Genomic DNA, 12,842 nt, shown 5'->3' with positions numbered 1-12,842 from the left:
GTCAATTTGATGGATAGTGCTGAAACTTATGCGTCTTGCAGCATGGCTTTCATCTTGCCCAGTGCCGTCTTGTTCAGCTGGCAGACGCGGGCGTCGCTCAGGTCCAGCACAGCGGCAATTTCTTTATAGCTCAGTTCGAATTCGTAGTACATCTGGATCACGCGCTGCTCGCGCTCGTCGAGCGTACGCAACGCCTGTTCCAGGCTGCGCCGCACCATCAATTGCTCTTCCGGACTCGGTGCGCTGTCAGCCTGCCCCAGGCCTTCCTGCAGCACTTCGTCGAAACTGACGATCAGCTCGGCGTTTTCCGCCAGCTGGTATTCCTGGAAGGCTTCCGGCGTCAGCTTCAGGGCGGCCATGATTTCCGCGTCCAGCGGCTCGCGCCCCAGGCGCCGGGTCAGGGCGCGCACGCTGTCGCGCAATCGATGGCTTTCCTGGCGCACGGCGCGCGGGCGCCAGTCCTGGCGCCGCAGCTCATCGAGGATGGCGCCGCGGATGCGCAGGCTGGCATAGCTGCCGAAAGACTGGTCCGGCACGCCGTAGCGGCGCAGCGCCTCCAGCAAACCCATCAGGCCGATCTGTTCCATGTCGTCGCGGTCGATGGCGCCCGACACCTGCGAATTGAGCTGGCGCACGATGCGTTTCACCAAAGGGGCGTACGCCACCAGATGTTGTTGCTCTTCAGCAACGCTGAGCACGGCCGCGCAAGCGCTGGCGGCGGCATATTCGCCGGCACCATACGCTTCCTGGTATTGCTCTACATAGGCCACGGGGTCTCCCACTAGGTCGGCTGGCGTGTTGGCTTATTCAATGATCAGCTTGCCGACCATGACTTCGGTGTAGGGTTTTTCCATCTGCTCGCGTTCATAGCTGACATTGAAGGCCTTGTTGATCTGTTCGGCAAATTGCTCCACCGTCATGGTCTGTGCCTTGTCCATCGGAAAGCTCGACAAGGTACTGACGGCGATCGAGCGCATCAGTGGCAAGTGGTCCTTGGTCAGCTTTTCCTTTTCCTCGGTGGTGGCGATCACCAGGTCGGCCGACAGGTAATGCGTTTCGCTGTCGCCGGGGCCGCGGCGCAGCATCACGATGACCTTGTCCAGGGTGATGAACTTGCGCGCCTTCTTGCCCGTGGCCGGTGGCGGCGGGGCTTTCGCTTCGGCAGTTTCGGCATGGCCGGCGACCGGCTTGGCCAGGTACCACATGGCGCCACCGGCGGCGCCGGCGGCCAGCACGGCCACGGCGATGAAGCCGGCTATCAATTTCATTTTCGTATTCATCAGGCGGTATCTCGCTCATGCATGGCGTAAGTGGTAGCGGCAGTGCTGCCGTCGGACAGGGCGCGCCCCGGTTCGGCGTCGTCGTTCTGGCGGCCCGGCTGACGCTGGCCGCGCGCATCGCCTTCGGCAAACGCCTGGGCGGCAGGGCTGCGCGGCGTGGCGCTGATATTCACGGCCACGTCGGTGTACTGGCGCTGTGCCAGGTCGCTGCGCATGTTTTCGCCGATGCCTTGCAACTGGCGCAACACTTCCGAGTTCGACGCCGTGACGTTCACCTGCAGCGCGCCGGCCGTGTGACGGATGGAAATTTCAATGCGGCCCAGCAGGGGCGGATCGAGGCGGATCGTCGCGTGTTCGCTGTTGCGGCCGATCTGTGTCTGCAGGCGTTCGCCCAGCGCTTCGCGCAACGGTTCCTGCCATTGCTGGGAAGGGCCGTTGAGTTTGATCGTGTCGGCGCCCGGCGTTGCCGGGGCGCCATTGTTCACCCCGCCAACCGGGCCCGGGCTGACGGGCGTGGCAGCAACGCGCTCGCCATCGCGCGTGGCGGCGGGCGCCGCTGCCGCGGGCGCGGCCGTCACGGCCGGCGCCGCATCGAAGCCGGCGGCTGGCAGCGCGGTTTTGCCGCCGGTCGCAGAGGCTGGTGTTGGCTGGGCTGCCGCCACCGGTTCGCCCAGATCGCGTGCTGGCACCATCCTGGCGGTCTGCACATTGAAAGCAAGGGCATCGGGATGCAGGCGGCTGTTCAGGCCCAGGGTCTGCTGTGCATTGCCTTGTTGCGTATCGGCTACGCCATCGTTTCCCTTGGCTGCTACAGCTACAGCTGCAGCGTCGGCTTGAGGCGAGACGGGCAGCATGGGCGCCATCAGCGGCGGCGTCATGGCGGGCAGGCCCGCGTCCTGCTTTGTCGCAGCCTCAGTGATGTCGGCAGCTGCGTCGGTGGCGGGGACGCCATCCTCCGGCAGGTCCGCGGCAAGGTCTGGCGCCAAGACGGCATCGTTGGCGACCGTTCCCTGGGCTGGCGCGGGCAGTGAGAACAGGAGGTTGCGCGGGGTGCCAGCATCGGGCGCGCCCTTGCTCACGGGCGCGTTAACGCCCGCATCGGCGCTCCTTGATGGCGTGGTCGCGGTGTTCGGTGTGGTGTTGAAGCTCATTTTCATGCTGGATTCTCATCTTGATACATGGCATTTTCAATCGCATACGCGACCCAGCCTTCTTGTTTCGAATGTATCTCGCCCAACTGCATGCCCAGGCGATGTTTTTCGTCGGAACACGCCTGGTATGCCTGCGCATGCGCCTTGCGCAAGGCGAGCAGGGCGGCTTTTTCACGTTCGCTCAATATGCCCAGGCTGGCAAGGTGCTGCGCCAGTTTTCTGTCGAGTAGTTCCAGCGCGTCCCAGTTCTGGCTGGCGGTGGCCGCCAGCACTTCGCGGGTCAGCTGGAGCGACAAGGGGCTGCTATCCATTCTTGGCCTGGACGCCGAGCCAGCCTTGCTTGATCGTCGTCAACAGCGTGGTCACCTCGTCGATCAGGGTCGGATCGAGCGTGATGCCGGCCGAATACAGGCGGCCGGTGCAGTACTCGTACAGACGGCCCAGATTGGCGACGACTTCGCCGCCATTCTCGAAATCGAGCGAGCTCGACAGTCCGTTGATGATTTCCGTACATTTGTTCAGGCTGATGGCCTTTTGTTCATAGCGCTTGCCGACGATGTGTCCGCGCGCGCGCGCCAGTTCTTCCAGCAAGCCGTCGGTGAGCAGCAAGACCAGTTCGACCGGCGTGGCGCGCGACGTCTGCGCATCCAGATTGACGGCGTGGTAGTTACTGTATGCATCGTGATTCATCATTTTTTCTCACTCTAAAAGCTTGGTGTTGCTGGCAGGCAGTCGCCGTCCGCGGACGGCGACTGCCTCTATTTACTCTTGTCGCTGCTGAACAGGGCATCGAACATATCGGTCGTTTGCGCCATGCGTGCCTGCAAGGATTGCAGTTGGGTGAACTGCGCCTTGTAGCGGTTGTACATCGCCGTGTAGTCGGCCTCGAACTTGGTCTGGCGCTCGCCCAGCGATTTTTGCAGCTTGGCCACCGATGTCTCGCGCTGCGACAGCTGGCCATTGGCCGAGGTCCAGGTTTCGATGAACTTATCGAGCTTGCCGGCGATGCCGCTAGGCGCGCTGGCGGAATTGTTGCCGATTGCCTTGTCCAGGCCGCCCGGATTCGTCTTCAGCGCTGCCGTCAGCTTGGTGGCATCGAGGGCCAGCGTGCCGTTGCGCTGAGCGGTGATGCCGAAATTGGCAAGGGCGCCCGTCGCCGTTTCGCGCAAGGTACGCACCAGCTGGTCACGCAGCACGCGCACGCCGCTGTCGGTGGAAAATACACCGGCAGCCTTGGCCGATGCCGGATCTCCCGGGTCGGTCAAGCCGTCAAGCACGGCCTTGAGTTTGTTGTAGGCAGTAACAAAGCTTTGCGCATTGGTCGTCGTGGCGGACGAATCGAGCGCCACGGTCAGGGTCATCGGCGCGTCGCCGCTCGCCTGCGCTTTGGTAAAGGTCATCTTCACACCATCGATATTGCTGAAGGTATTCGACGATTGCTCGATGCGGTTGCCATTATCGACCCCATCTGCTGGCTTGCCGCCGACCCAGATGACGGCATTCTGGGCATCGACTACCTGCTTGGGCGTGGCAGCGAGCGCATCTTTCAAGGCGCCGGGCGCCATCGCGCCCGTATCGAGCGACAGCGCGCCTTCCGTGCCGCTGACATTCGACGTCAGCACCAACTGGGCGATACCGCCGATGGTGATGACGGACGCCGTCACGCGCGAATTGTTCTTCGGTTCCGCATTGATGGCGGCGGCGATATCCTTGGCTGACAGGGTCGCGCTGTCGCCATCCGCATTCGCCTGGCTCAAGTCCACCGTGAAATCGGTATTGTTGGCCAGCTTGATTTTCAGCGTGCCGTTGCCTGCGGCCGGCATGGCCATGTTGCTCAGCCCGCCCAGCGACACCTGGTTGTTCGTGGCAACCTTTTCCACGAATAACGAATACGTGCCGGCGGCAGCCGATTGCGACGCCGTGGCGCTGCCCAGCGCTGTATTGCTGAAGGTGGCACCTTGCACCAGCATGGTCTTGCCACTCGTCAGGCCCAGCAAGCTGGAGCTGAAGGAGGTCAGGGCCATCTTCAGGTTCACCAGGCCACCCGAAGTGGCCGTGGCGGCCTTGGTCTGGGCGGTGATGCGCGCCTGCAGATCGGCCGTGTATTTGTCGGTCAATGCCTGGGCCGACGCCGTCGGGTCGTAGGTATTCGAAGCGGAAGTGGAAAAGGCCATGTCAAACTCCTAAAATTAGCATGCAGGATATACCCAATGACAAGGCGACCAAATATTCACTTTTCTGAAATTATTTCTGTAAAACATTATTTTACCTGCCCGCGGAACCAGAACTGCGTCGCCAGCTCGTCTTGCCGCTTGGCATCGACACGTTGTTGCTCATTCGCAACATGTTTTTGTTTTTGCGTCAACACCTGGTCCAGTACCTCGCGTTTCGCCCAGGCCGTATTCAGGGCGCGCTGCGAGACAGCCATGTTGGCCTCGTGCAGGTGCAAATCGGTACGGTGCTGGTCGGCCATCTGCATGACCGCTTGCTTGAAGTTGCCGCAGTTGACGGACAAGGCCAGGGGCAGGGCGCCGCTGGGGCCGCTATCCGTGTACAGGCCCGTCAGGCGCTCCAGGTTTTTCTGGTAGCGCTCGCGCACGGCCGTCTGCGCCGCCATTTCGCCTTGCAGGCGTTCCACTTCCGTGCTGCGCAGGCCGACCAGGGTGGTCAGATTGCGGATGGTATGCGCGTCGCTCACATATGCTCCTAGGCCATGATCTGTTCAAGTTGGGCTATGCACGGCCCCATCGGCGCCTCTTCCTTGGTGCCCTGGCACAGGAAGGCTTCGATGGGCGCGTGCAGCTGGACGGCGCGGTCCGTGATCGGATCGGCGCCCGGCACGTAGGCGCCCAGCGGGATCAGGTCGCGCACGCGCGCATGGCGCGCCATCGACGCTTTCAGCGCGCGCGCCGCCTGCATGTGCTCGGGCGTGATCACCTGCGCCATGCAGCGGCTGATCGAGGCGGCGATGTCGATGGCGGGGTAGTGGCCCCGCTCGGCCAGTTCGCGCGTGAGCACGATGTGGCCGTCGAGAATCGCGCGCGCCGTGTCGACCACCGGGTCTTGCTGGTCGTCGCCTTCGGCCAGCACCGTGTAGATGGCGCTCATGCTGCCTTCCGGGTGGGCGCCGTTGCCGGCGCTCTCCACCAGTTGCGGCAGGTTCGAAAACACGGACGGCGGATAGCCGCGCGTGGCGGGCGGCTCGCCCAGGGCCAGCGCCACTTCGCGCAAGGCCATCGCATAGCGCGTCAGCGAGTCGACCAGCAGCAGCACGTGCTTGCCCTGGTCGCGGTAATGCGCGGCGATCGAGTGGCACAATTCGGTGGCCATGATGCGCATCAACGGCGATTCGTCGGCCGGCGCGATCACCAGCACGGCTTTCTTCAAGCCTTCGGCGCCGAGCGACTTTTCGACGAATTCGCGCACTTCGCGGCCCCGTTCGCCGATCAGGCCGACGACGACGACATCGGCCACCGTCTGGCGCGTGATCAGGCCCAGCAGCACGCTCTTGCCGACGCCGGAACCGGCCATCAGGCCCACGCGCTGTCCCTTGCCCAGGGTCAGCATGCTGTTAATCGCCCGCACGCCCACATCCAGCGGTTCGATGACGGGCTGTTTCTTCAGGGGGTTGATTTTCGGCGGCGTCACTTCCAGGATGTGTTCGCCACCGAGGCGGCCCAGGTCATCGATCGGCTCGCCCAGGCCATTCACCATGCGGCCCAGCCATGAGGGGCCGATCTGCAGGCTGGCCTTGTCGGGCAGGGGCAGGACCCTGGCGCCCGTGGTCAGGCCTGTCGCCTTCTTGAACGGCATCAGGTAGGACAGTTTTTCGCGGAAGCCGACGACTTGCGCATCGAGCCACTCGCCGCTCACAGTTTCAATTTGACAACGCTGGCCCGTGTGCAGGCGGCAGCCGGCGCTTTCCAGCAGCAGGCCGGATGCGCCGACCAGGCGGCCGGTGGGCGTCGCGACCGGGATATCGCCGATCTCGAAGCTGCGCAGCGTGTCGGCGATCATGCAGGCGCGCCCTGGTCCGCGTGCTCGGCGGCCAGCGCCAGATGGCTGCTGACCTGGTCCATGCAGGCCGACAGGCGCTGGTGGCAGCCCGCGTCGACTTCATTGTCGCCGGCCTTGATGCGGCATTCGCCCGCGTCGAGGCGCGCGTCGGCGATCAGGTTCCAGCGCTTGGCGCGCTTCGGATCGAGTTCGCTGATGCGTTTGAGTTCTTCCGGATTGAGGAAGACATCGATTTCCTCGCGCGTCGGCGGCATCGAGGCCAGGGTCTCGTCGACCAGGGCCAGCAATTGCACCGGCTGCAGCGCCAGTTCCGCGCGGATCACCTGGCGCGCCACCTTGGCCACCAGGTCGACCACTTCCTTGCGCTGCGCTTCGCGGTAATCGGCGCGCACTTTTTTCAGGTCGCGCAAGATGGCGTCGACGGGGCGCGCCAGGCGGTCCAGCGCCACCAGGGTTTCATTGCGGCCTTCTTCGCGGCCCTGCGCCATGCCGTCGTTGCGTCCGGTGTCGTAGCCGTCCTGCTGGCCTTGCACCAGGCCCACTTCGTAGCCGTCGCGCTGGCCCTGCTCGAAACCTTCCGAGACGGATGCCTGCCACTGGCCATCCGTATCCTCGTTGGAGGCACGCTGGCCGGCGGCGATGAATTGCGACAGGGGCGGGAAACGATACGAGCGGAAGTGTTTCATTCGATCACCGCTTCAGCAAACAGTTGCACTTCGATCTCGCCCGCATCGGCGAGGCCCTTGACGGTGGCCATGATTTCCTGGCGCGTCTGTTCGATACGCGACAGTGGCACGGGGCCGGAACGGCGCATCATGTCTTCGAAGCTCTGTGCCTGGCGGCGCGGCATGGTTTTCAGCACGGCGTCGCGGATCGACGGTTCCGCGCCCTTCAGGGCGATGGCCCACTGTTCCATCGGCACGTCTTCCAGGATGCGCGTGAGGGTGACATCGCTTTGCGTGGACAGGATCAGGAAGTCGTACATGCTCAGTTCGATTTCCGAGACCACGTCCGGATCGTGCGCGCGCAGCAGTTCGACCAGCGCGGCGCGGTTGCCCGGCATGCGGTTGAGGATTTCGGCGGCCTGGCGGATGCCTTCGACGCTGGTGCTTTGCGTGTCGAGCGTGCCCAGGCAGCGGCCCACCAGTTCGTCGAGCTCGACCAGCAGGTCGCGGTCGATCTCGTCCAGGCGCGCCAGATTCAGCAAGACCAGGTCGCGGCCTTCGACGGGCAGGGCGTCGAGGATCTGGCCGGCCAGCGCGGGCGGCAAAAAGGCCAGGAACACGGCTTGCATCTGCACGTGTTCGTTGACGATGTATTCGGCCAGCCATTTTGGCGAGGCCCACTGCAGGCGCGCCATTTTTGGACGGATGGCGTCGCCGTAAATGTTGTTCAGCACGCTATTTGCGATATCGCTGCCCAGCGCCAGGTCCAGCGAGCGCTTCAGGTAGCTGCGCGAGGCGCCGTGCACGCCGCTTTGCTGGCGGTAGTCGTCGAAGAAGGTCTGCATGGCCGTTTTCACGGATTCGACCTTGATGCCGCTCATGCGCGACATCACTTGCGTGACTTCCAGCAATTCTTCGCGCGACAGGCAGCGCAGCACGTTGGCAGCTTGTTCCTCGCCTATGCTCAGCAGCACGATGGCGGCCTGCTCCACGGGATTCAGGCTGACGCTTTCGTACTCGGCGCCGTCGGAGGGATTATTGTTGTTGTTGAGTTCGGCCATTTTTCTGCATCCATTGTTTGACGACTTCGGCGACACGCTCGGGTTCTTTTTCAGCCAGCACTTTCAGGTGATCGACCATCACGTCGACCGCCGAGCCTGGTGGCGGCAAATCATAGTTTTCCAGCAGCGGCACGACCGGCATGTTGCCAGCGCTGGCCTCGCTTTCGAGCGCCAGCGGGCTGCCATTCACGCCCAGGGCTGGCGCGCCAGCGGCCTCCACGCCATTCGTGCCGGCGGCGCTGCCGCCGCCCAGTGCCAGGGCGGGATCGAGCTGTTTCAGTGCCGGCGGCGCCAGGCGCGTGGTCAGCAAGCGCATCAGTGGACGCAGGATCAGGAAGTAGCCGAGCACGGCGCCCAGGGCGTACAGCAGCCAGCTGCTGAAATCGACGACGGTATCGCGCTCTTCCCACCACTGCGCCACGGGCGGCTTGGCAGGGAAGGCCAGCGCAGTCAGGCTCAGGCTGTCGCCGCGCTGTGTGTTGATGCCCAGGCCGCTGTTGAGCATTTTTTCAATATTGCCCAGTTCGGCAGGGGTCCAGCCGGTTTTCGGATTCGGTGCGGCGGCGCTGTTGAGCACGACGGCCACGCTGAGTTTTTCCAGGCGGCCACGGCTGCGCTTGATCTGCGTGATGCTGCGGTCATACGCGTACTGGCGCGTGGTGGCGTTCTTGCGCGCAGTGCCGTCGTCGGACGCTTTCGGTGCGCCATCGGCCGGCGCGGCGCTGGCGCCGGCCGGTGCCGGCACGGCCGCCGCTGGCGGACGGTTCGACAGGCTGCCGGGAACGCCGGCCACGGTGCGGTTGCGCTCCTGCTCTTCGCGCATCGCTTCGCTGGTCACTTTCGGGGCTTCGCCGTATTTTTCCAGCGTTTCGTCCACACGGTCGTTGTTCACGGCGGCCGTCACGCTGAGCTTGAAGTTGTCTTCGCCGATCACGGGACCGAGCAGGCCCGTGACGTTGCGGCGGATGTCATCCTGGAAGCGCTTCGCGCCTTCATTGCCAGCGGCCGAGGCGTCGAAGCCGTCCGTCAGGTCGACGTGCGAGGACAGCAGGTTGCCGCCCTGGTCGACCAGGCTCACGCGCGTAGGCGCCAGGCTGGCGACGCTGCCGGCCACCATGTTGATGACGGCGGCGATCTGTTCCGGCGCCAAGGTGCGGCCCGGTTTCAGCGCCACCACCACGGAGGCCGACGATTTGTCGCCGTCGCTGGCGACAAACGAGGTCGACTTGGCAATCGACAGATGGACGCGCGCCGAAGCGATCGCGTCCATCGTCATGATGCTTTGCGCCAATTCGCCTTCCAGGCCGCGGCGGAAGCGCACGTCCTGCACGAATTGCGATACGCCCAGCGGGTCATTCTTGTCCATCAGCTCCAGCCCGGCCGGCAGCTGCGCCGTCACGCCTTTCGAGGCGAGCAGCATGCGCACCTTGCCCAGCATGGCATCGGGCACCAGCACCTGGCCGCTGTCCGGATGCAAACGGTAGGGGATGTGCTCGGCGTCCAGGGTGGCCATCATGTCCGTCACGGCCACTTTTTCGCGCGCGCCAAACACCGGCTTGTAGTTGGCCTGGTCGCGCCAGGCATACATGGTCACCATGGCGGTGATGCCGATGGCCAGCACGACGATGGGAACCAGGTTTTTCAGCAGGGCGGGCGGGATGGCGGGCTGGGCACCAAGGCGCCAGCGCGCAAATGCGGACTTCATGGGGGTAATCACTTGGGGTAACTTTCGCTGGGAGGCTGGGCGTGGATCAGGGCGTGAAGATTACAGAGGCAGTTTGATGAGTTCGTCGACGGCGCCCATGACCTTGTTGCGTACCTGCATCAACATGGAGAAGGACAGGCTCGCTTCCTGGCTGGCCAGCATGGCGCCGACCATGTCGTCACTCTTGCCGCTGTCGACGTCGCTCATTTTCTGCGCCGCCATGCGGTCGTCGCCATTCACCTTGCCGATGGCGTCTTGCATGCTTTGCGCGAAGGAGAAGCCGGATTGTTCCGGCGTGCCGAACTGGGCGGCGGGCGCGATGCTGGCGCCAAGCGCGTGCGCGTCATTGCTCAGTGCTGCCAGATCGGCCTTGATCAGACCTGCGAGTTCGTTGCTCATCTTGCCCTCTACTTTCAATATGCGGTGACGTATCAATCAGAATTACTGGTGTTGCCAATCCGGCAGAAGTGCACGTGAATGCCATCCTGCCCGGCCCGATCCGCAAGGCCCATCAGTTTTATCAGTTGCCACACCATCCGCTCAAGCAGACTCAAACAAACTCAGCAAACCCACGCCGACATGATTTACATGGCCATGACAACTAGTAATTATCTGATAAAAGTTTCTTCTGGTGGCAATAAGAGGAACTGAACACTGCCATAAAAACCGGAATCAGGTAAGCGGAATGGCGCACTGCAAATCTATATTTTGTCGCTATAAGCTTACCTCGCGGCAACTATAAAGTAAAGAGAGGATTGGCTCAAGGAATATTGATACATGGCAATATTCGGCTTTTTCATGTATTGTTCAGCACCGTAGTCATCTAGCATGCGATACGATGCGCAATCGTTGGCTTGCGCACCTGTCGGCAAAGCCAAGATGATGCTGTATTTAATTTCGGGCGATCCGTATAATTTGTTCTGCCACCGCAATACCGACATGACTACTACATGACAATCATTACCAAGACAGATCAAACTGTGCGCCATCAAGTCCTCGATTCCTGTCTGCTTGGACGTCCTGTCCATTTGCTGCATGTATTCGGCGCTCAGCTGCGCGACGACCTGGCCGCGGCCCTGCGCCAGCCGATGAGCCGTCGCTACTGGGGTAATTTCCAGATCGACGCCGTGACGTTGTCGCGCGCGGAAAACGAGGACAGCGTGAATCGCTGGCTGAGTTTTTCCACGCCGGCCGGTCAGACGGGCTTTACGCTCGAACGGCAGATACTCTTGAGCGTGCTGAACTATCGCTACGGTAGTGCCGGCGCCAAGGGCGTGCTGCCCGATCCGGCGCAGGTGCGCGTGACGGCCACCGAGGAGCGCCTCGCTGTGGTGCTGGGACAACAGTTGGTGAACAGCTTGTTCGCCCGCATCCACAAGAACCTGCAAACCGTGGGCAAAAGCAGCGACATCGACGCCAGTGCCGAGGTCGCCGTGCAGTCGGGCGTGCATCCGGCGCGCGGCAGCTGGATCGTCAGCGTGGCGCTCAGCGACGTCGCGGCGGGGCAGAATGGCCAGTTCTGGTTCTCGCTGGACAAGCGCCTGATGGCCGACGTGCTGCGCGGCCTGCTGCCCGAGCGCGCGCAAGCGAAGAAAGCCCTGCGCGGCAGCGTGCGCCCGCTCGCTTCGCGTTTGCAAGTGACCCTGGAAGGGCGGCTCGTCAGCAAGCAGGTGCAGTTGGGCGCCTTGTTCGACCTGCGCGTGGGCGACGTGATTCCCGTCAGCCTGAGCCGCACCGACGTCATGCTCGACGATTCCCGTTTATTTACCGCGGCTGTTTCCGAACACAAGGGCAAGCTCTGTTTAACCTCATTTGAAGATGTCGAATAATATGAATATCACCGATACCAACCAGAGCGAAACCCTGCTGGAAGACCTGGGCGATGACATGATCATCGATCAGGGCGACATGTCCGACGTGGCCAGCACCCGCGCGCGGCGCGACATTCCGCAGATGATGCGCAAGATTCCCGTCACCCTGACCCTGGAAGTGGGCTCGGCCCGCATTTCGCTGGAAGAACTGATGGCCATCGGCCCGGAAAGCGTGATCGAACTCGACATGCTGGCCGGCGAACCGCTGGTGATCAAGGTCAACGGCACGCCGATCGGCCGTGCCGAAGTGGTGGTGGCCGGCGAGAACTATGGCCTGAAAGTCATCGACCTCGACGGCCTCAATCTCGACCTGATGACAGCATGAAGCTGGCGGTACCCGGTTTGAGCCGGCGCCGCGGCGCGCTGGCTGCCGCGCTGGCTGTCCCCGTTCTGATGCTGTGCTGCAGCGCCGCCGGCGCGCAGGACCTGCTGTCCGGCGTGGTGCCGGGCGCGAAGACCGACCTGTCGGTGAAGATGCAGATCCTCGTCGTCATGACCCTGCTCGGGCTGCTGCCCGTGATGGTCATGATGATGACCAGCTTTACCCGCTTCGTCATCGTGCTGTCCCTGTTGCGCCAGGCCCTGGGCCTGCAGCAGGGTTTGCCCAACCGTATCGTCACGGGCATCGCCCTGATCCTCACCTTGCTGGTCATGCGCCCCATCGGCGACCAGGTGTGGAAGGAGGCGTTCGTGCCCTACGACCGCGACCAGATCGGCATGCAGGAAGCGCTGAAGATCGCCGAAGTGCCGATTTCGCGCTTCATGCTGGCGCAGACGAGCAAGGCCGCGCTGGCGCAGATCGCCCACCTGGCCGGCGAGCCATCGACGATGCGCCCGCAAGACCACAGTTTCACGGTCAAGCTGGCTGCGTTTGTCTTGTCCGAACTCAAGACGGCGTTCCAGATCGGCTGCATGCTGTTCATACCGTTCCTCATCATCGATCTGGTGGTGGCGTCCGTGCTGATGGCGATGGGCATGATGATGCTCTCGCCGCTGGTGATTTCGCTGCCGTTCAAGCTGCTGCTGTTCGTGCTGGTCGACGGCTGGACCCTGACCGTCAACACTCTCGTTACCAGCATACAGGGCTATTGA

15 protein-coding genes are annotated in these 12,842 nt (G+C 63.0%); 3 read left to right on the top strand and 12 right to left on the bottom strand.

The annotated features are described in order from the left end of the window. Positions 1–26 precede the first annotated feature (26 nt). The 12 genes from KY494_RS05305 to KY494_RS05250 all read right to left on the bottom strand — a co-directional run bounded on the left by KY494_RS05305 (position 27) and on the right by KY494_RS05250 (position 10,278). Positions 27–770, bottom strand: a complete 744-nt coding sequence (locus KY494_RS05305) for a FliA/WhiG family RNA polymerase sigma factor (protein ID WP_219135530.1) — start codon at positions 768–770, stop codon at positions 27–29. 33 nt (positions 771–803) lie between these two features. Continuing rightward, complete coding sequence (locus tag KY494_RS05300) at positions 804–1,268, bottom strand: flagellar basal body-associated FliL family protein (protein WP_257572203.1); 465 nt, start codon at positions 1,266–1,268, stop codon at positions 804–806. A gap of 11 nt (positions 1,269–1,279) precedes the next feature. Then, a complete protein-coding gene (locus KY494_RS05295; protein ID WP_219890180.1) occupies positions 1,280–2,437 on the bottom strand; it encodes a flagellar hook-length control protein FliK in 1,158 nt (385 codons plus the stop codon). Next, the gene (locus KY494_RS05290; RefSeq protein ID WP_096235037.1) at positions 2,434–2,742 is read right to left on the bottom strand and encodes a hypothetical protein; all 309 of its coding nucleotides are present in this window, start codon (positions 2,740–2,742) and stop codon (positions 2,434–2,436) included. The genes KY494_RS05295 and KY494_RS05290 overlap by 4 nt, the downstream gene beginning before the upstream one ends. Then, positions 2,735–3,124, bottom strand: coding sequence for a flagellar export chaperone FliS (gene fliS / locus KY494_RS05285; RefSeq protein ID WP_139174544.1), 390 nt, complete (start codon positions 3,122–3,124; stop codon positions 2,735–2,737). The genes KY494_RS05290 and fliS overlap by 8 nt, the downstream gene beginning before the upstream one ends. A 65-nt stretch (positions 3,125–3,189) precedes the next feature. Then, entirely contained in the window at positions 3,190–4,605 is a 1,416-nt protein-coding gene (fliD, locus tag KY494_RS05280) for a flagellar filament capping protein FliD (protein ID WP_219890179.1), read from the bottom strand. A gap of 86 nt (positions 4,606–4,691) precedes the next feature. Continuing rightward, a complete protein-coding gene (locus KY494_RS05275; protein ID WP_070289072.1) occupies positions 4,692–5,129 on the bottom strand; it encodes a flagellar export protein FliJ in 438 nt (145 codons plus the stop codon). Between the two features lie 8 nt (positions 5,130–5,137). Next, the gene (fliI, locus tag KY494_RS05270; RefSeq protein WP_219890178.1) at positions 5,138–6,448 is read right to left on the bottom strand and encodes a flagellar protein export ATPase FliI; all 1,311 of its coding nucleotides are present in this window, start codon (positions 6,446–6,448) and stop codon (positions 5,138–5,140) included. Then, positions 6,445–7,134, bottom strand: coding sequence for a flagellar assembly protein FliH (fliH, locus tag KY494_RS05265; protein ID WP_219890177.1), 690 nt, complete (start codon positions 7,132–7,134; stop codon positions 6,445–6,447). Before fliH ends, fliI begins: the two co-directional genes overlap by 4 nt. Beyond that, on the bottom strand, positions 7,131–8,174 hold the full coding sequence (locus KY494_RS05260) for a flagellar motor switch protein FliG (RefSeq protein ID WP_219890176.1): 1,044 nt from the start codon (positions 8,172–8,174) through the stop codon (positions 7,131–7,133). Before KY494_RS05260 ends, fliH begins: the two co-directional genes overlap by 4 nt. Continuing rightward, a complete protein-coding gene (gene fliF, locus KY494_RS05255) occupies positions 8,149–9,879 on the bottom strand; it encodes a flagellar basal-body MS-ring/collar protein FliF (RefSeq protein ID WP_219890175.1) in 1,731 nt (576 codons plus the stop codon). Before fliF ends, KY494_RS05260 begins: the two co-directional genes overlap by 26 nt. 60 nt (positions 9,880–9,939) lie before the next feature. Further along, positions 9,940–10,278, bottom strand: a complete 339-nt coding sequence (locus tag KY494_RS05250) for a flagellar hook-basal body complex protein FliE (protein ID WP_219135523.1) — start codon at positions 10,276–10,278, stop codon at positions 9,940–9,942. Between the two features lie 551 nt (positions 10,279–10,829). On the opposite strand from KY494_RS05250, the gene KY494_RS05245 reads away from it, so the two are divergent. Genes KY494_RS05245 through fliP form a run of 3 tightly spaced genes read left to right on the top strand, consistent with a single transcriptional unit; the run spans position 10,830 to position 12,842 of the window. Beyond that, the gene (locus tag KY494_RS05245; protein ID WP_258194671.1) at positions 10,830–11,708 is read left to right on the top strand and encodes a FliM/FliN family flagellar motor switch protein; all 879 of its coding nucleotides are present in this window, start codon (positions 10,830–10,832) and stop codon (positions 11,706–11,708) included. Position 11,709: 1 nt separating this feature from the next. Next, positions 11,710–12,075 carry a FliM/FliN family flagellar motor switch protein gene (locus tag KY494_RS05240; RefSeq protein ID WP_071077826.1) on the top strand — a complete coding sequence of 122 codons (366 nt, stop codon included), beginning with the start codon at positions 11,710–11,712 and terminating at the stop codon, positions 12,073–12,075. Continuing rightward, positions 12,072–12,842: a flagellar type III secretion system pore protein FliP gene (gene fliP, locus KY494_RS05235; protein ID WP_092715676.1), complete on the top strand. Its 771-nt coding sequence runs from the start codon at positions 12,072–12,074 to the stop codon at positions 12,840–12,842. The genes KY494_RS05240 and fliP overlap by 4 nt, the downstream gene beginning before the upstream one ends.

The organism is Janthinobacterium sp. PAMC25594 (assembly GCF_019443505.1).
Lineage (GTDB): Bacteria > Pseudomonadota > Gammaproteobacteria > Burkholderiales > Burkholderiaceae_D > Janthinobacterium.
The sequence above is the reverse complement of the archived record's forward strand: the minus strand, read 5'-3'. Positions and strand labels throughout refer to the sequence as shown.